The 17,465-nt window shown below is 41.8% G+C and carries 16 protein-coding genes; 13 read left to right on the forward strand and 3 right to left on the reverse strand.

The window, feature by feature from the left end; all coding sequences use genetic code 11:
• The first annotated feature begins 243 nt into the window (after positions 1 to 243).
• The gene (locus DDV21_RS05025; protein WP_116877343.1) at positions 244 to 1,647 is read left to right on the forward strand and encodes a prolyl oligopeptidase family serine peptidase; all 1,404 of its coding nucleotides are present in this window, start codon (positions 244 to 246) and stop codon (positions 1,645 to 1,647) included.
• A gap of 267 nt (positions 1,648 to 1,914) precedes the next feature.
• Here DDV21_RS05025 and DDV21_RS05030 read toward each other — a convergent pair whose 3' ends face one another.
• Entirely contained in the window at positions 1,915 to 2,550 is a 636-nt protein-coding gene (locus DDV21_RS05030) for a Pr6Pr family membrane protein (protein WP_116877342.1), read from the reverse strand.
• Between the two features lie 328 nt (positions 2,551 to 2,878).
• Here DDV21_RS05030 and DDV21_RS05035 point away from each other — a divergent pair, with 328 nt between their 5' ends.
• From DDV21_RS05035 to DDV21_RS05050, 4 genes are all read left to right on the forward strand, one after another.
• Positions 2,879 to 4,054 (forward strand): Mbeg1-like protein, encoded by a 1,176-nt coding sequence (locus DDV21_RS05035; RefSeq protein ID WP_116877341.1) that lies wholly within the window; start codon positions 2,879 to 2,881, stop codon positions 4,052 to 4,054.
• A 224-nt stretch (positions 4,055 to 4,278) separates the two neighbouring features.
• The gene (locus DDV21_RS05040; RefSeq protein WP_116877340.1) at positions 4,279 to 4,704 is read left to right on the forward strand and encodes a cupin domain-containing protein; all 426 of its coding nucleotides are present in this window, start codon (positions 4,279 to 4,281) and stop codon (positions 4,702 to 4,704) included.
• Between the two features lie 852 nt (positions 4,705 to 5,556).
• Positions 5,557 to 5,877: a carboxymuconolactone decarboxylase family protein gene (locus DDV21_RS05045; protein WP_116877339.1), complete on the forward strand. Its 321-nt coding sequence runs from the start codon at positions 5,557 to 5,559 to the stop codon at positions 5,875 to 5,877.
• Positions 5,878 to 5,982: 105 nt separating this feature from the next.
• Entirely contained in the window at positions 5,983 to 6,798 is an 816-nt protein-coding gene (locus DDV21_RS05050) for an aldo/keto reductase (RefSeq protein ID WP_116877338.1), read from the forward strand.
• Positions 6,799 to 7,072: 274 nt separating this feature from the next.
• Here the strand turns inward: DDV21_RS05050 and DDV21_RS05055 are convergent, their stop codons facing one another.
• Entirely contained in the window at positions 7,073 to 7,927 is an 855-nt protein-coding gene (locus DDV21_RS05055; protein WP_116877337.1) for a LysR family transcriptional regulator, read from the reverse strand.
• Between the two features lie 103 nt (positions 7,928 to 8,030).
• Here DDV21_RS05055 and DDV21_RS05060 point away from each other — a divergent pair, with 103 nt between their 5' ends.
• From DDV21_RS05060 to DDV21_RS05095, 8 genes are all read left to right on the forward strand, one after another.
• On the forward strand, positions 8,031 to 8,882 hold the full coding sequence (locus tag DDV21_RS05060; RefSeq protein WP_116877336.1) for an aldo/keto reductase: 852 nt from the start codon (positions 8,031 to 8,033) through the stop codon (positions 8,880 to 8,882).
• Positions 8,883 to 8,946: 64 nt separating this feature from the next.
• Positions 8,947 to 9,804, forward strand: a complete 858-nt coding sequence (locus DDV21_RS05065; protein ID WP_116877335.1) for an aldo/keto reductase — start codon at positions 8,947 to 8,949, stop codon at positions 9,802 to 9,804.
• A gap of 211 nt (positions 9,805 to 10,015) precedes the next feature.
• Entirely contained in the window at positions 10,016 to 10,261 is a 246-nt protein-coding gene (locus DDV21_RS05070; protein ID WP_116877334.1) for an AbrB/MazE/SpoVT family DNA-binding domain-containing protein, read from the forward strand.
• The gene (locus DDV21_RS05075; RefSeq protein WP_116877333.1) at positions 10,255 to 10,587 is read left to right on the forward strand and encodes a type II toxin-antitoxin system PemK/MazF family toxin; all 333 of its coding nucleotides are present in this window, start codon (positions 10,255 to 10,257) and stop codon (positions 10,585 to 10,587) included. Before DDV21_RS05070 ends, DDV21_RS05075 begins: the two co-directional genes overlap by 7 nt.
• Positions 10,588 to 11,024: 437 nt before the next feature.
• Positions 11,025 to 11,816: a class I SAM-dependent methyltransferase gene (locus DDV21_RS05080; protein WP_116877332.1), complete on the forward strand. Its 792-nt coding sequence runs from the start codon at positions 11,025 to 11,027 to the stop codon at positions 11,814 to 11,816.
• Positions 11,817 to 12,033: 217 nt separating this feature from the next.
• Complete coding sequence (locus DDV21_RS05085; RefSeq protein WP_116877331.1) at positions 12,034 to 13,509, forward strand: glycoside hydrolase family 1 protein; 1,476 nt, start codon at positions 12,034 to 12,036, stop codon at positions 13,507 to 13,509.
• Positions 13,510 to 14,395: 886 nt separating this feature from the next.
• The gene (locus tag DDV21_RS05090; protein ID WP_116877330.1) at positions 14,396 to 14,605 is read left to right on the forward strand and encodes a DUF4649 family protein; all 210 of its coding nucleotides are present in this window, start codon (positions 14,396 to 14,398) and stop codon (positions 14,603 to 14,605) included.
• Positions 14,606 to 14,814: 209 nt separating this feature from the next.
• Positions 14,815 to 15,423 carry a DUF1349 domain-containing protein gene (locus DDV21_RS05095; protein ID WP_116877329.1) on the forward strand — a complete coding sequence of 203 codons (609 nt, stop codon included), beginning with the start codon at positions 14,815 to 14,817 and terminating at the stop codon, positions 15,421 to 15,423.
• A gap of 86 nt (positions 15,424 to 15,509) precedes the next feature.
• Here the strand turns inward: DDV21_RS05095 and DDV21_RS05100 are convergent, their stop codons facing one another.
• Positions 15,510 to 17,369 (reverse strand): beta-glucoside-specific PTS transporter subunit IIABC, encoded by a 1,860-nt coding sequence (locus DDV21_RS05100; protein ID WP_116877328.1) that lies wholly within the window; start codon positions 17,367 to 17,369, stop codon positions 15,510 to 15,512.
• Positions 17,370 to 17,465: the final 96 nt, after the last annotated feature.

A 17,465-nucleotide genomic window follows, 5' to 3' on the forward strand; every position in this document is an offset into this window, starting at 1 on the left:
GCTTGATTTTAGGTGTTTTAAAGGAAACAGTCAGGAAGTTTCGCAAGCGTTTGCTAATCAATTGTAAAATGCTATACTGAGAGTATTATCGGGGACGCTTATTGTATTTTACCGCTCAATACCGGATAAATCAGGCGTTTTGCTGATAACATACCTGCAGTTCCCCTAATTAAGGCGAACTGCAGCAGCACTGGCTATCACAGATTTTTTATACGGCCTTTGTATTTTAAGGAGGAGATTAAGATGAAAAAGATTTTACAGGTAATGGGGATTTTGGTACTGGGAGTGCTTGTTTTTTGGGCCGGCAGTCAGGTTCAGGCTCGGGGCAGGTCTGACCGGGCAGGAAAGAACAGTATTACGGTTGTGCAGACAAAAATTGTTTTGGACAGTTATGAGTTTGGACCGGGTGTTTCTAAGATTGTACTGGAAACCGATAAGCCTTTAAGTGAAGCTGTACTGAATTCGGAAACTGCAGTAGCCACAGCAGGAATTGCCAGACAAATCAATGACGCTTATTTATCGGATGCTCAAGGCAACCGTTTAGACAGATATACTAAAAGCAGCCATGTTGCTTTAGAATTAGCGGTTGATTATAATACGGAAGACCCAGCTCAAAGTGCTTCTCCCTTCATTTTTGATTTATCAACTTACCGCAATTATTGGGTAGACAGCTATGTGGTGAAAGTCAACGGACTCGGACTGAAAAGAAGCGGCTCTGGGAAGCTTCAATTGGTTAACTCTGAACAGGAAGCAATTGAAAACCGTCTAACTCCCTCAGCCGATCGTTTTTCAGATAGAGGAACCAGCAGTCTGCCGTATGCAGCCTATCAGCCTGAATCTGCTGCAGCCGGTGAGAAAAAACCGTTGATTGTCTGGCTGCACGGTATTGGTGAAGCAGGAACCGATTTAAACTTTCCTCTTTTGTCAAATAAGGTGGCTGCTTTGACACAAGAGGAGATTCAAAGTCAGTTCACTTCCAGCGGAAGCGGGGAACAAACAGGTGCTTATGTTTTAGTCCCTCAGGCACCAACAGCTTGGAATGAGCAATACGGTGAAGCTCTGATTGAGACAATTGATGCTTATCTGGCAAATAATCCAGATATAGACAGCGACCGCATCTATTTGGCTGGTGCTTCCAATGGCGGAGCGATGACCTTAGAAATGGGGATACATTATCCGGATTATTTCGCTGCTTTGGTACCAATTGCTGCCCCCTATTCCTATCAGACAGCTCCTGATAATGATGACAGCCCTTACAGTTTGGATGAAGAAACGCTATCAGCTTTGAAAGACCAGCCAATGTGGCTGATTCATTCCCAGGCAGATACTACCATTCCGGCATCTGAAAGTGCTCTGCCTTTTTATAAAGCTATGATTGATGCTGGATTTGAGAATAAATGGATCTCTTATTATGAAAGTGCTATAGGTACCGACCTGCCCGGACAAGTTTACAATGGACACTGGGCTTGGATTTATTTCTTTAACAATCAAGTAACAGGTGTGCAAAGCCGGGAAAATGTCGCTTCTATGTCTGGTCTAACCGGTCTCGTTGCGACTGATCCTACCAGAGGAGGCGCCAGCAAAGCAACTGTCAGCGGTATTGAGTACAACAATATCTTTACTTGGCTGAATGCTCAGGAGAAATAATAGATAAAAGCTATAAGCTGCTAGTGTTTTCGTTACAGATTAAATCCTTAATTTGTTTTGTTATATATTTAGCGATATAAAAGTCTTCTGCCCCATTATCCAGCTCATTTGATTCTAGTTGTACAGATTGCTGCTCCCCTATTTATAAACACTGAAAAATCCCTTATAAGGCAGTTAAAACTGAGCCTTATGAGGGATTTTTGATGGTGATTTTGCTGCAAGAACTAAAAAGCAGCGTTATTGTTTCGCATATTTGCCTTGTCTCTTTTAACCTTTATTTGTAACAGTTTTTCCTATTCCTTTTTTGAGCAGAACTAAAATATAGCAGCAGAAAATATAAGCCATTGCGATAAACAAGGTATTTCTTGCGACAGTTTCCCAGCCGTACTGCCTAATGTTGATAAAGAAATAAGGGAAAGGACTGTCTTTGCTTCCTGGAACGGGCAGCTGCAGTACCAAACCATTAAAAATAGCAAAAGCAAAGTATAGGAGCGGAATGACGGTCCAATAAAAAGGGTCCTGCCATTTATAGCTATTTTTGCGGTCGAAAAAAAGCGTATCAAAAATCAAACAGAAAGGAGCGATATAATGAACCAGAAAATTACGGATATTCCAGTAATCCTCAGGACTGACACGAGGAGCTAAGAGAAAATGATAGATCATAAACGTTATAGCTATGGCCATAGTTACTCCGCCTTTAAAGCGCAGCAGAGCAGGATTGCGGTTGACGGGTCCCTGCTTAGCCTCATAGTAAACAAGATAGAGCATAAAAGAAAAAGTAAGGATATTTGAAAGCACTGTATAGTAAAGGAGCATGCCGGATCCACCCTGGTGAAGCTGAATGCTGACTCCCCAAATGCCGCAGCCGGCAGCAAGAAAACGAAAAAATTGTGTTTTTGACATAGCAGTAAATCCTTAGATATATTAGTTTTCCGCTCAGTTTAAGGAAATGGCAGCAGATGAAACTGCAAAGATAATATAAAAGTCTAAAACAAATTTGCTGTTCAGACAGAAGAAACATTATTTTTGAACCTGTTTTTGATCAACAGACGGGAAACTGTTTCTATCTTATCATATTTTTCCTTGACTGATAAGCAAAATAACCGTAAAATGTTGGCAAAAGCAGAAGTCAAAAAACGGCTATACTGGCTGCGGAATTTGTAGCTTTATAAAAAACAATTTTGCCTTTCAGCCAGCTGCTTTTGCTAATACTGATAAGAACAGGAACGTAATGGCAACTATTTTAACTTATTTGCAGCAAAATAAAGACACCTCTTTTACAGATTTGCCTTTAAATGAGCTGGACATTCTTATTATAAATGAAATTGGCTATTTAGATTTTAGCAAATTCTTGACAGACAGATTTGATTTAAAGGGAGAAATAAAACTTTATCATTTGTGGGAAGACTATCAGAAGAGGCAGAAAAATCAGGCCGTTTCTTATGACTTTCTTTTAACCAAGGAACGGATTGAACTGTTTAGGCTGATGCTTTCCGGTAAACGCTTTGTTGATTTATGCCTTGAGTTCTATGTCAATGATATCAGCGCTGAATTTGAAAAACAGTTTTCTGCCATGGTTTTTAAATTGCCGCAAATGGATTACAAACAGCTGGTTTTTCGCGGGACCGATGACAGCATGATTGGCTGGAAAGAAGACTTTAAATTAACCTATATGCGGGAAATACCGGCTCATCGCTCCGCCATTGTCTATTTGACAGAAATTTTAAATGAACTAAGCGGTCCGGTTATCATATCGGGCCATTCTAAAGGCGGCAATTTGGCTGTTTATGCCAGCACTTATGTCAAAGCAGAGCTGCAGAAGAAGATTGCAGCAGTCTATATGTTTGATGCTCCCGGACTGCAGGCCAGCGTTTTACAGTCTCAAGGGTATCAGGCGATTCGTGAGAAAGTCCATGTTTTGCGTCCGCAAGAAGCCATTGTCGGTGTGATGCTGGACATTGATGCTGAGGTGAAAATCATTGCCTCGTCTTCTTTTGGTATTGGGCAGCATAAGACCACTAACTGGCAGGCTGATTTGGCAAGAGACTGTTTACTTCCGGCAAAAGAGGGGCCGACAGACCTGAGCGTGAATTTGGAGAAGACCTTTAAAAAATGGACAGGAGAGCTAAGCAGTCAAGAATTAAAACGTTTATTTGATACCCTTTTTGATACCATTATCACCAGCGGGATCAGCAGTTTAAATGACTTGAGTCTTGATACAGCTTCCGGCCGGAAGCTGGCTAATGCTGTTGCGTCTTTTCGTTCTATTGACAGCAGCAAAAAGGTTCTTTTATTAAAATCTGCCCGCCTCTTTTTCTTGGCTTTTGTCGGCCATACACGTTTGGCAGCTTGGGAAAAACCGCGTTTGCCTCTGCCTGATTTTTTACAGCATACCGAAAAAGATTAGATCTATTTTGAGAAGACTGACCGAATAATATATGACTTTTCGTTTAAAAATGGGGTACGGCGAGCCATTTCAAAGCAGCGTTAAGCTTTTGGTTTTAAAATGTTTCAAAGGCGGGTAAAGCTGACTTGCTATGCCTTTTGTCTATAAAGCTTTATTCATAATAAGTATTTGCCATATTGATGAAAAGCGTTATAATAAAAGCAATAGCAAAGGAGTGTGATACAATGGCAAAATTTGAAGAGATTAAAGATGGTCTTATTTTTCCGGTTGGAGATAAAAACACTGCTTATTCAGATGTTTTTACAGGCCAGTCTTATCTGCAGATGCTGACACAGGCCCCAGACGATCATTTTGGTGTTGGCAATGTCACCTTTGAGCCTGGCTGCCGCAATAATTGGCATGCTCATATAAACGGCTACCAAATTCTTTTAGTGACAGGCGGTGAAGGGCTATATCAGGAAGAAGGACAGCCTGCAAGACTTTTGAAAGCAGGGGATGTTGTTTTGACTCAAGACGGTGTCAAACACTGGCATGGAGCCACAAAAGACGCTTGGTTTACCCATGTAGCCATCACTGCAGGTCAGGCAGAATGGTTTGAAGCAGTAAATGATCAGCAATACGAAGAAGCTAATCAAACAGCGAAATCATAAAAATGGAACACGGCCTAAAATCCTAATGAAAAAGACGGAATTCGTCGCGATGTAGGGATATTACAGAGCACCCCTAGCCGTAGACGTCTGAAGGCTTTGCCGTCTTAACAGCCGCCCGCACCCTTCTAGTCGTCCTGGCAGAGGTGCGTCTGCGAAATCACAGATTTCGGACTTACCGTCAGCCGTAGACGTCTGAAGGCTTTGCCGTCTTAACAGCCGCCCGCACCCCTCTAGTCGTCTTGACAGAGGTGCGTCTGCGAAATCACAGATTTCGGACTTACCGTCAGCCGTAGACGTCTGAAGGCTTTGCCGTCTTAACAGCCGCCCGCACCCTTCTAGTCGTCTTGACAGAGGTGCGTCTGCGAAATCACAGATTTCGGACTTACCGTCATTTTCCTACGGATTTCTTAACGGCCTTTGTATCTTATTGAACTGAACACGGCCTAAAATCCTAATGAAAAAGATGCCTGCCATCGTGATGCAAGAGCATCACTTGTCAGTCCCTATTTTCCTACGGATTTCTTAACGGCCTTTGTATCTTGATGAATTGAACACGGCCTAAACGCTTAAACGCTGTGAGAAAAAGAGACGCAGTCGTAGGAAGCGCAAGCTGACGTACGAATGTGGCTGCTCTGTGAGTATAGCCCTCCCTTGAGTCTTTAGTGACTCGGCGGTCAGGCTCCTATTTTCTCTTTGCGTTTTTAACGGCCTTTGTATCTTGTTGGAATTGAACACGGCCTAAGCTCTTTGCAAAAAAGACAAAACTTCCTAGAAACTGAGGTTTCTTCGTCAGTTTTCCTATTTTTGCTGTGAGCTTTTCACGGCCTTTGTATCTTATGTGAGGAGGTTTTTATGGCAGAGAAACAAACAGCAGGTCATGATCTTTTGGGAGCTTTTGCTCCTAAATTTGCAGAACTTAATGATGAGGTGCTTTTTGGGGAAGTTTGGTCCCGTGAAGAGGAACTGTCCCCTAAACTGCGGTCTATTGTAACCGTATCAGCTTTGGTCAGCGGCGGTAATCTGGAGCAGCTGGAGCATCACCTTCAGAGAGCTAAGGCTAATGGTGTTACAAAGGATGAAATAGCAGAAATTCTTACTCATCTGGCTTTTTATACCGGCTGGCCTAAAGCTTGGTCTGCTTTTAATCGTGCTAAAGAAATTTGGACAGATTAGGGGAGAAGAGCTGAGCAGATAGCCATTAATGAAAAAAGCAAGGCTCCTGACAGCTTATCCAGACGGCCTTGCTTTTAGTTTTTACAGAAAGAAAAAGGGGGATTTATGGAATATCTCACTTTAAATAATAAAATGCAGATACCTATTTTAGGTTTTGGCACCTATTCGGTTAACCCCAGACAGACTAGAAAATATGTCAGCCATGCCATTGCAGCGGGGTATCGGCTGATTGATACGGCTCAGTATTATCATAACGAAAGAGAAGTAGGGCAGGCTCTGGCTGAATCGGGACTTAGGCGCAGTGAATTTTTTATTACAACTAAAACGCAGACTGACGGTTACAAAGCTACTGTCAGAGGTTTGGACAAATCTTTGCAGCTGCTTGGTGGCGATTACTGTGATTTAGTGCTTATTCATTGGCCAACTGCTGACAGTCTGGGAACCTATAAAGCTTTAGAAGAGTTTTATTATGCCGGAAAAATCAAAGCAATCGGTCTATCAAATTTTAATCATTTAGAGGTTGAAGAAATCATCAAAGAAACTGAAGTTAAACCTGTTGTCAATCAGATTGAAACGCATCCTTTCTTCCAACAAAAGAAAATGCACCGTTATTTAAATCAGCGGGGTCTGGTTCATGAAGCTTGGTCGCCTTTAGGTGAGGGACTGTCGGGATTAATGACGGCACCTGCATTTAAAGGTCTTGCAGAAAAATATAAAAAATCACCGGTACAGATTATTTTACGCTTTCTGACTCAGGAAGGCATTGTTGTGATTCCTAAATCAACCAATCCCCAACATATCAAAGATAATATCAATATCTTTGATTTCCGGCTGACAGAGGACGAAATCAGCAGTCTGAGACAGTTAGATAAAAGCCAGTCTATTACCGGCTGGCCTAGAAGCATGGCGATTGAGAAATAAGTGATAAGGCATTTTTGACTTATAAATAAAGAAGGACTAAGCTGGGACAGAGATAAAAGTATCCCCAGCTTAGTTTGCTTTGTAAGGATAGATTTTTATGGGTATAGGTCTTTTACTGGATGTGTCTTGCTATTCTTAACCCAACTGTGCAGAGATGGGGCTGCTTCCTGACAGCTCGATCCTAAAACTTAGAGAGTAAAGGAACTTTGCATTCTGGGGCTTTGTTCCGACTAAACTCTATGCCCCTGTTCTTTTTGATTAGCAGCTTGTTTTTCTATTTCCGTTCTGAAGCCGACCGGCAGCGTTCAATCAATTTATCCCATTTGAGACGGTTTTCTTTTTTGAATACAAAGTAAAAAGTCACTTTAGCTTTATCCTCGCGAATAGGAATAATTTTCTTATGCTCAGCTGCCCGGCCTAAATCGGTAATGTCTGTGACAAAATGAGGAAATTCTCCCGCTGAGGCAACCTCTGTAAAGGCCTGGTTATCCTCCATATAAAGAAAATTAGCGCTGGGGATTTCTGTCTTAACCAAGTCCATCCAAAAACCAATATCCATAAGAATAAGAATATTTTGTCCGGCTAAGTCCGCAAACGAAATCGTATCATATTTTGCAAGAGAGTGTTCAAGCGGAACTTGTATATAGAGGGTTTCATCGAAGAAAGGCACAGCAGCAAGCAGCCTGTTATCAGGAATACGGCTTGCAATAGCCAAGTCATACTTATCATTAAGCAGGTCCGCTATCATCTGTTTTTCATCTGCCAGCAGCTTGCTTACCGCTTCCAATCGGAAGGCTGCCGCTTGTTCCAAAACGGCATCGCGCGGTGCTGGTGCGATGGAAGCAAAGTGCAGTTTTGAAGAATAGTTTGCCTGACGGCGTACAGCATCTATCATCTCTTTCTGCAGGTCTGTTACCTTTTGTGCATAGTCAACGAGAAGCAGCCCGTTTTCGTTAAAGCTTGTTTTGTTTTGGGAGCGGTTGAATAATGGGGCACCTATCATTGATTCTATTTTTTTCATAGATTGGCTGAGGGCAGGCTGTGAGATGTGCAGTTCTTCTGCTGCAGCAGATAAAGTTCCTGTCCGATAAAAAGCTAGAAGCTGTTCCAGTAAATAGCTGTCAATCATATTTTTCCTCCTGCTATTACTTTTAATTATACCATAATAAGAAAAAAGTATTGTACTTTTCAGAGGAAAAGGAGTAAGGTAAAAGAAAAAGGAGGTAGAGAGTATGACAGCAGTAACCTTAAATAACGGCCTTACTATTCCGCAAATTGGTTTTGGGGTTTTTCAAGTGCCGGATCTCAGCCAATGTGAGGAGGCTGTGGCAACCGCTCTTGCAGCAGGCTATCGCCATATTGATACAGCTGCAGCTTATATGAATGAGTCAGCAGTCGGGAAAGCCGTCCGCGAATCAGGTATCCCCCGAGAAGACATTTTTGTGACCAGCAAACTATGGGTTCAGGATTTTGGCTATGAAAATGCCAAAAAAGCGATTCAGACGTCTTTAAATCATCTTGGGCTTGATTATATTGATATGTATTTACTTCACCAGGCTGTCGGCGATTATCCTGGGGCTTGGCGGGCTTTGGAAGAAGCTTATCGGGAAGGAAAGATTAAGGCAATTGGTGTTTCTAATTTTTATCCGGAACGTCTGGCGGATTTCTGTGAAACAGTTGATATTCTGCCAGCTGTTAATCAAATTGAAATTCACCCTTTCTTTCAGCGCAGTAAAGACTTAGCTGTTGCTAAAGAATACGGTGTTGCTCTTGAAGCATGGGGACCTTTTGCTGAAGGGAAATTCGATATCTTTAATCACCCTGTTTTGACCGCAGTCGGAGAAAAATACGGGAAAACAGCTGCTCAGGTGGCTCTGCGCTGGAATTTAGACCGCGGAGTAATTGTTCTGCCAAAATCCGTCCATAAAGACCGTATCGAGGCTAATATCGATGTGTTCGATTTCACCCTTTCGGAAGAAGACCATGCCAAAATTGCAGCGCTTGATATGGGACACAGTGAGATTATTAATTACTATGATCCTGCAGTTATTAAGATGCTGCACGGCATCAAAATCCATGATTAATATGAAATGTGCAGTTTTTAATTGACAGTTATTTGTATTTCTAGACAGGAAAAGAAGGTAAAAAATGAGAACTATTGCATTAAATGATGGGCACACTATCCCAGCTGTCGGTTTTGGGGTTTTCCTGATTCCCGCTGACGGTTCAACCTATACGGCTGTAAAGGAAGCTTTAGCTGCGGGCTACCGGCATATTGATACAGCTCAGGCCTATTTTAATGAGGCAGAGGTTGGCCGAGCTATCGCAGACAGCGGTATTCCAAGAGAAGAGATCTATGTGACAACCAAGCTGTGGCTGCAGGATTATGCTTATGATTTAGCGGTTAAAGGCATTAACAGTTCATTGGAAAGACTGGGACTGGATTATATTGACTTATTATTGCTGCATCAGCCTTACGGAGAAGTTGAGCAGGCTTGGAAAGCTCTGGAAGAAGCACAGACAGCAGGTAAAATCAAATCCATCGGAGTTTCTAATATGACGCCTACACTCTGGCAGCGCTATGTACCGCATTTCAATACAGTGCCTGCAGTCAATCAGGTTGAACTTCACCCTTATTCCCAGCAAAAAGAACTGCGTGCTCTTCTGGCTAAAGATAAGGTTATTGTCGAAGCTTGGGGTCCGCTTGGGCAAGGCAATAAGGAACTGCTGTCAGATCCGGCAGTTGTAAAGCTGGCTAAAAAATACGGCAAAGATGTCGGTCAGATTATCCTGCGTTTTGAAAATCAAGAGGGAATCGTTGTGCTGCCTAAATCGACCAAACCGGAGCGCATCAAATCCAACCTTAATATTTTCGATTTTGAGCTGACGCCGTCTGAATTAGAAGAACTGCGTGCTTTAGACACTGGTAAAGGCGCACACGATCCGGATGCCCCGGGCGTGGGAGAGTACCTCTTGTCTAACTATGATATCCATGCGGATGATTAAAAACAAAGTCATGGCAATGGACAGGTGTCTTTTAGATTAACGATCTGTTTCTCTTAAAAGAAGACGTCCGTTTTTGCCTTATAATGAGGTATTTTAACTGAGCTTATCACAACTGATACTATTTATCAGCCGATATAAATCAAGTACACAGAGTATATACAAAATGATACATCTATGATATAATGAAGGTGAGAAGATAGGAGGTGGAGTGATGCAACTGACAGTTAATAAATGGGGAAATAGTTCTGCTATCAGGCTTCCCAAGCAGCTTGTTCAGCAATTGCAGCTGCAGGTAAATGATGTGCTTGATTATAAAGTTTCTGGCAATAAAATTATTTTAGAAAAGGTGGCAACGGTACCTGAACTGACCGTTGAAGAACTCTTTAAAGATTATCAAGGAGAACCTGTAGATGTGACTCCCGTCTTGTTTGAAAGAAGGGGCAATGAACAATGGTAAGTATTAAACAGGGCTCCATTATTAAAATTAGCCTTGACCCCAAGCAGGGGCATGAGCAAAAGGGATATCGTCCTTACATTTGTTTAAGTCATAGTGTTGTCACCAAATATTCAAATATTGCCATCTTTGCCCCAATCAGTAATACCAAACGTGACTATCCCTTTTATGTTCCGTTAAAAGGGACGAAAACAACTGGAAAAGTCCTGCTGGACCAATTGGTGACCATTGACTTTAATGCCAGAGATTACCGCTATGTAGAGGATGTTACAGAGGGATTATTAGATAATCTGCTAGCCCGTGTAAAAGTATTATTTGAAAAAGGCTGACTTCATTTAACAATACCAGAGGAAGAGCAGAGCGAAATAAGCTCAATCAGCAAGGAACACTGCGATTTTAGCGGCAATCCGACAGTATTTTGTGATCTTTACCGCCTTGAAAACGGGGAATAATAGGGCCTTGGGATGTGATTGAGCAGTATAAAGACTAAGCTTTAAGCCTGTAAAGCTTCTTAGTCCATCCTCAAGTCGCTTATCATAAATGAAAGCTCCGGCAACGGACAGGTTTCTTTTCGGTTAATTTTTGATGACCTTTACAGGAAACCGTCCGTTTTTGCTATACTAGAAACCATATCAAAATATATAAAACTATAAAACGGCTTTTTTCAAGCAGTAAATTTTTGACGTTTACAGCATAAACTTCCTACTTAAGTATCAATGAACTGACGTTTATAAAACAAAACTGAAGAGGAGTTCGGGAGGGATTTATGAAAACGAATTATAAGAACTGGGTGCCTAAAAATATGATTGGCGCTTTTCTGGCAGGATTTGCTGCAGGATTGATTGTGCTGCTGATTTTAACCTGCAGTCCGCTTTTAGCTGCCGGGACTTTAAAAACGGTATTAGTTCTGTTCTTTTTAGTTCTGACTCTTATTCTTGGGCTTATCGGTCTATGGCTTTTTAGGATGTATCGGGCTTTTTCTTATTATGGCCAACGGCAGCTGGCGCGGCAGATTGTTGAGAATATAGCAGCTTATGTAGACCTGCCGGAAGGAGGGCTAGGTCTTGATGTTGGCTGCGGCAGCGGTGTGCTGACTATTGCCTGCGCTAAACGCAATCCTCGGGCACGTATGATCGGTATTGACCCTTGGGATGGAGAGTATAAGTCTTACAGTAAGGAACTTTGTAAAAACAATGCCAAAGCAGAAGGGGCAGCTAATGTATCTTTTGCTAAAGGCTGTGCGACGAAATTGAACTTTGCTGACGAAACCTTCGATGGTGTGACCAGCAATTATGTTTATCACAATATTTTTAGTAAAGACCGCCAGGCTTTTTTGCTTGAAACGCTTAGAACCTTAAAAAAGGGTGGTATTTTTGTTATTCATGATTTGATTACCAAGAAACGTTACGGTGATATGCAGGCCTTTATGAGAAAATTAAAAGCCATGGGCTATGAAGAGGTCCAGCTTCTGGATACGACGGATGGCAGCTTTATGTCGTTAAAAGAAGCTTTTTGGCTGGGACTGTCCGGCTCCGCTCTTTTAGCCGGTAAAAAGTAACAATCACTTGCTTCCGGATTTGAAGACAGTGATGTTTTCTGCGAATGCTGCACAGTATAGCGTTTAGCAATTGTGCTGTGATATAAAGGCGTCTTCGAAACCGGAAACGCTTTTTTAGCTGAAGGGAAGCGGAAAAATTGAAAAGGCTTCCATTTTTGCTGGCAACATCAGCTTAAAAGTGATATGATAGGCTTAGAAACTATCGGAGGTAATTAAGATGACATTTCCTAAAAATTTTTTGTGGGGCGGAGCAACTGCTGCTAACCAGTGCGAGGGAGCTTATTTAGAGGACGGCAAGGGCTTGTCTGTGCCTGATATGCTGCTGGGCGGCGATGTAGATACGCCGCGTACTTTCCTGCCTAAAACAGACCCTAATGCTTTTTATCCATCGCATCAAGCGATTGATTTTTATCACCACTATAAAGAAGATATTGCTATGTTTGCGGAAATGGGCTGGGGCGTCTTTCGCCTATCCATCAACTGGGGACGGATTTTCCCTAACGGTGATGATGCCGAACCTAATGAAGCAGGGCTGGCTTTTTATGACAGTGTTTTTGATGAATGCCAGAAACATGGGATTGAGCCGCTTGTTACCCTTTGCCACTACGAAATTCCTTGGAATATTGTAACCAAATATCATGGTTTTTACAGCCGCCAAACCATCGATTTATTTGTCAGATATGCGACAACGTGTTTTGAACGCTATAAAGATAAGGTTAAGTACTGGCTGACTTTCAATGAAATCAATATTCCTTTAATGGGCGGCGGTCACAGCGGTTTAGGAAATTTATACGGACTTGGCCTGATGCAGGATGAAGATATCAATTCTGAAAATCCGATTCCTCTGTCTGAGCTGAAAGATAATCCGCAAATGCGTTTTGAAGCTCTTCATAATCAATTTGTGGCTTCTGCTTTGGCTGTCCAAGCAGGGCACAAAATTAATCCAAACTTCCAAATCGGCAATATGATCGCCCATATAACAACTTATCCGCTGACTCCTAATCCTAAAGATATTCTGGAAAATCAAAAGAGCATGCAGATCTCTAATGATTTATGCGGTGATGTACAGGTACGAGGTGCTTATCCTGACTTTGCTTTCCGCTTTTTTAAAGAAAATCAGATTGATACATCTTATATCACTGAGGCGGACAAAGAGGTTCTTCAAAAGGGAACTGTCGATTTCTATACTTTCTCTTACTATATGACGAATTGTATTACTGTTGATCCTTCTGCCGAAAAAATCGGCGGCAATATGTCAATGGGAGCAAAAAATCCTTATCTGAAAGCTTCTGACTGGGGTTGGCAGATTGATCCGGACGGTCTTCGCTATACACTCAATCTTTTGCATGACCGCTATCCCGATACCCCTTTGATGGTTGTTGAAAATGGTTTTGGTGCCTTTGATAAAGTAGAAGCAGATGGCAGCATTCATGACGACTATCGTATTGCCTACTTCAGGGAACATATCAAGGCGATGAACGAAGCTATCACAGACGGTGTGCCTTTGATTGGCTATACTACTTGGGGACCGATTGACTTGGTTTCTGCCGGCACCGGTCAGTATGCTAAACGCTACGGCTTCATCTATGTTGACCGCCATGATGACGGGACAGGTGATTTCTCCCGCAGCCGCAAAGATTCCTTCTACTGGTATCAAAAAGTCTGCCAATCCAACGGTGCAGATTTAGACTGATAAGCCTAAAAATGACACCCCTATTTCCTGTTCGTAGGAAATAGGGGTATTGTTTTGTGCTTAAGACCGCAAGGTAAAAATAAATAAGCAATACGATACAAAGATCTGCGGTAAGACGGTCGTAATCATTCAGTACTTTGAATTTTTAAAAACCTCTTAATTAACAGCAGAGAGAAAACGGGATTTAAACAAAGTAATTGATAAATAGAACAAGAACGATCAGACTTAAAGACAGCACCGCTGTCAGCTTTAAGTGCTCTTTGCCCCAGCCAATAAAGTTAATTGCAGCCCAAATCAACCTTACTTGGGTGATGATAGGGCTGCCAACCGCTATAAGATACCCTAAAAGGCGTTTAAACAGATCAAGACATTCAACAGTTAAATAAAATCAAAAAATACCAAAAGAAACTGGGACATAACTAAGGATATAGATTAGAAAAGCAGCTATTTTATTTTGTCGGCATTGGGGAAACTTACCACAAAAACAACTTAAGAAATAAGAATCCTGCGCACTTATCCTTACTTTCAGATGGGAAAGCCAGATATTTTAAGCTATTATATCCTATTTTAGCTGCTTTGAACAGCTTATTACATAAATAATATCGTTTTGAAGCGTCTGTGCAAATTTTCTTTATTATTACATTTTGTTAAAAATCAACAGGATGTCTAATCAAGGGAACTTTACTGAGTTATTTCAGGGCAGCTCTTGTTTTGATAAGGCGAACAGCTATGCCGTTTGAAAAGGGAACAGTCAAACGGCAGCCTTATAACTGACTGCCTTGCTTTTACATATTTAAGTCATAAGTCGTTTGACTGGCTTTTTCTTACAGCTATGATAGAATAGAGTACTCCTTTAAGCAAGGCGCTTAATAGAACAGAGGTTTTTATGATTGAGATTATATATTTGGATGCAGCAGAACAGGAAAAGACAGTGAGTTTTGCCTCATACAGCGACTTTAAACGGTCGCAGCAGGAAAATTCAACTGAGATTGCAGATTATTATGAGGTTGTAAAACTGACATATAAAGGTCAGAATTTAAACTATTCAGGCACTTATGGTGATATCTTCTTTTATTTACAGCAGAATGATGTTTAAATAACTTTGTGGGAGAATCAGCTGATTGTTTTCTGAAAAGTTGGATCAAAAGCAATAAGGTCTTCAGAACAAAGTTTCTAAGGGCTTTTGTTTTTTTTATTGGTCTCATTCTTTGCTGATCTGTTTTTATCTCTGCAAGACTATGCTAGTCGGAAGATTTTCGTTTTTTATGGTACAATATAAAAAAGCTGAAAAAGGAGAATCATTCAATGAAACCATTCGACAGTAGCAATTTGATCTGGACGCGTCAGCCTGAAGCGTTTTCAGTTTCGGATGACCGCATTTCTATTACGACCATGCCTTATACAGATTTATGGCAGAAGACCTACTATCATTTTGTGAATGACAATGCCCCCGTTTTGCAGATGGAAATCAGTGAGCCCTTTTTTTCGTTTACAGTAAAAACAGATTTTTCCGGCAGCCATACCCGTTTTGATCAGTGCGGAATCGTGCTTTATCTGGATGCAGAGAATTGGCTGAAAGGATCAGTGGAATATGAGAATGCTGATTTTCAGCATCTGGGAAGCGTTGTGACCAATTTGGGTTACTCTGATTGGGCCAGTACTGAAATAGATAGTTCTGTTAAATCAATGTGGTACAGGCTGAGCCGCAGAGAGAGCGATTATTGCATTGAGTGTTCGGATGACAGCCGCGTTTTCCGGCAGATGAGAATCTGTCACCTGCATAAAGGAGAAGGAACTATCCGATTTGGACTCTACGCCTGTTCCCCAGAAAATTCCTCCTTTACAGCCCATTTTACAAACATGGAGCTGACTGACTGCAAATGGCAGGCACATGACGGCCAGCAGCCGGACTAAGTGTTGTTAGCTCTCACCCTTAAGCTTATAATTGAAAATCCCGGATAACCTCATGCTATCTGGGATTTTTGTATATAGCGGACAGATTATTTATCCAGCTTTAAAATAAGATCGCCTGCTTGGCTGAACTGATTATTTTCAGTGTGAATTTTGTTATAGTCTGTGCTGTTAGTGACAATAACCATTGTTTGGCTTGAAAAACCGGCATTTTCAATCGTTTGCTTATCAAAGGCCAGTAATTTTTGGCCTTTTCTGACCTTATCGCCTTGTTTAACAAACGCTTCGAAACCTTTTCCGGCAAGATCAACTGTATTGATTCCGATATGAATAAGAATTTCTGCCCCCTGATCTGAGATAAGACCGATTGCGTGATTTGTCGGAAACAGCGTAGCTACAGTACCGTCGAACGGTGCGACTATTTCCGAGCTTTCCGGTAAAATAAGAACCCCTTCTCCCATAGCTTTTGAGGCAAAGACTTCATCTTCAGATTTTTCAATAGGCAGTACTTCGCCTGAAAGAGGAGCAGCTATATCCTGACCGGTTAAAACCAAGGTTTTATCTTTTACTGGTGCTGCTTTATCAGCAGTATCTTTTTCAAAATATTTGGCTAATATAAAAGTAATCAGGGCCGTTGAGACAATAGTAATCACGATAGCGATGATAATGTTATAGAAATACGTCATGGTATCATCGCCGATATAAAGAAGGACAGCTGGAAGTCCGGATGAACCCGTTGCGAAACGGTGGGTGTGGGTGATTCCGGCATAAAGACCGCCCAGACCTCCGCCGATAAGCGCAGCAATCAAAGGATAACGTTTTGGCAGATTAACCCTGTACAGCAGCGGTTCAGTAATCCCCATATAAGCAGTGATGGATCCGGGAACTGCAGTTTCTCTGACCTTTTTATCTTTGGTAACAAAAGCGACAATCGTACCAGCAGTAGCTTGAGCCATATTGGAGCACAGCATTCCGGGACCAAAAATGGAATCGTAGCCCAGCTGTGACATTTGCATGATCCCAAGCGGAGCAATACCATTATGAATACCGAACATAACCATGATGGGAGCCAAACCGCCGATGATAAGTGCAGGAGCCCAGCTGGCATTGTCAGCAAGGAAAGTAAAGAAGACTGCCAGATAATTGCCGATAATGGATCCGATAGGGCCGAGAACTGAGAAAGCTAAGGTTCCCATTATTAGAAAAGTCAGCATCGGTACAAAAACAAGGTTAATTGATTTTGGAATATACTGATTCAGGAATTTTTCCACATAGGACTGTACAAAGATAATTAAAATAATAGGAATGACACTGGAGGAATAGGTTGCCAGCGTGAAAGGAATCAGTTCGAAAAAGCGGACAGGCTCACCTGCTGTGACCAGATCCGACCAATTGGGATGGAGCAGCATAGCAGCTACACCAGCAGCCAGAATGGGATTGCATTTTAGCTTCTGTGCTTCGGTAAAAGCAAGAAGAATAGGCAAGAAGAAAAACACACCATCTGCAAAAAGATTGAGCATGTAGTAGGTCTGCGAGTCAGCTGTAATCATATTAAAAACAACGAGAAGAGCCAAAACGGCTTTGACCATTCCGGCACCAGACAGGGCAGGGATGATGGACTGGAAAGTACCAGCCACAAAGTCAATAATTGTATTAAAAATACCTTTTTTCTCTTGGCTTTCGGCTCTCTCTTGAACAATATCAACGCGTTTTTCAATTTCTTCGAAGACTTCGGCAACATGGGTACCGATAACCACCTGATACTGTCCTGCATTAATAATAACTTTGGTCACCCCTTCAATAGCTTCGACCTCTTCGGTATTGGCTTTTAGATTGTCTATCAGGGTAAAGCGCAGACGGGTTTGGCAATGATAAACATTGGAAATATTATCTTTGCCGCCGACTTTTGCCACAATTTCTGCGGCGAGTGTTTGATATTCCTTGGTCATGGAAAAGCTCCTTCATCTTAATTTATCAATGCATCGATAGGTTTGATAAATTAAGATTAGCACAGCAAAAAAGCCCTTTCAAGGGCTTAAAGAGAG

The sequence above is a fragment of the Streptococcus chenjunshii genome, from assembly GCF_003086355.1.
Classification (GTDB): Bacteria; Bacillota; Bacilli; order Lactobacillales; family Streptococcaceae; genus Streptococcus; species Streptococcus chenjunshii.

What these genes read in the sequence shown, in the direction of transcription:
- DDV21_RS05085 (WP_116877331.1), top strand. Translation starts at nt 12,034, where the DNA reads ATGACATTTCCTAAAAATTTTTTGTGGGGCGGAGCAACTGCTGCTAAC.
- DDV21_RS05065 (WP_116877335.1), top strand. Translation starts at nt 8,947, where the DNA reads ATGAGAACTATTGCATTAAATGATGGGCACACTATCCCAGCTGTCGGT.
- DDV21_RS05080 (WP_116877332.1), top strand. Translation starts at nt 11,025, where the DNA reads ATGAAAACGAATTATAAGAACTGGGTGCCTAAAAATATGATTGGCGCT.
- DDV21_RS05060 (WP_116877336.1), top strand. Translation starts at nt 8,031, where the DNA reads ATGACAGCAGTAACCTTAAATAACGGCCTTACTATTCCGCAAATTGGT.
- DDV21_RS05030 (WP_116877342.1), bottom strand. Translation starts at nt 2,550, where the DNA reads ATGTCAAAAACACAATTTTTTCGTTTTCTTGCTGCCGGCTGCGGCATT.
- DDV21_RS05050 (WP_116877338.1), top strand. Translation starts at nt 5,983, where the DNA reads ATGGAATATCTCACTTTAAATAATAAAATGCAGATACCTATTTTAGGT.
- DDV21_RS05090 (WP_116877330.1), top strand. Translation starts at nt 14,396, where the DNA reads ATGATTGAGATTATATATTTGGATGCAGCAGAACAGGAAAAGACAGTG.
- DDV21_RS05075 (WP_116877333.1), top strand. Translation starts at nt 10,255, where the DNA reads ATGGTAAGTATTAAACAGGGCTCCATTATTAAAATTAGCCTTGACCCC.
- DDV21_RS05045 (WP_116877339.1), top strand. Translation starts at nt 5,557, where the DNA reads ATGGCAGAGAAACAAACAGCAGGTCATGATCTTTTGGGAGCTTTTGCT.
- DDV21_RS05035 (WP_116877341.1), top strand. Translation starts at nt 2,879, where the DNA reads ATGGCAACTATTTTAACTTATTTGCAGCAAAATAAAGACACCTCTTTT.
- DDV21_RS05055 (WP_116877337.1), bottom strand. Translation starts at nt 7,927, where the DNA reads ATGATTGACAGCTATTTACTGGAACAGCTTCTAGCTTTTTATCGGACA.
- DDV21_RS05095 (WP_116877329.1), top strand. Translation starts at nt 14,815, where the DNA reads ATGAAACCATTCGACAGTAGCAATTTGATCTGGACGCGTCAGCCTGAA.
- DDV21_RS05070 (WP_116877334.1), top strand. Translation starts at nt 10,016, where the DNA reads ATGCAACTGACAGTTAATAAATGGGGAAATAGTTCTGCTATCAGGCTT.
- DDV21_RS05100 (WP_116877328.1), bottom strand. Translation starts at nt 17,369, where the DNA reads ATGACCAAGGAATATCAAACACTCGCCGCAGAAATTGTGGCAAAAGTC.
- DDV21_RS05040 (WP_116877340.1), top strand. Translation starts at nt 4,279, where the DNA reads ATGGCAAAATTTGAAGAGATTAAAGATGGTCTTATTTTTCCGGTTGGA.
- DDV21_RS05025 (WP_116877343.1), top strand. Translation starts at nt 244, where the DNA reads ATGAAAAAGATTTTACAGGTAATGGGGATTTTGGTACTGGGAGTGCTT.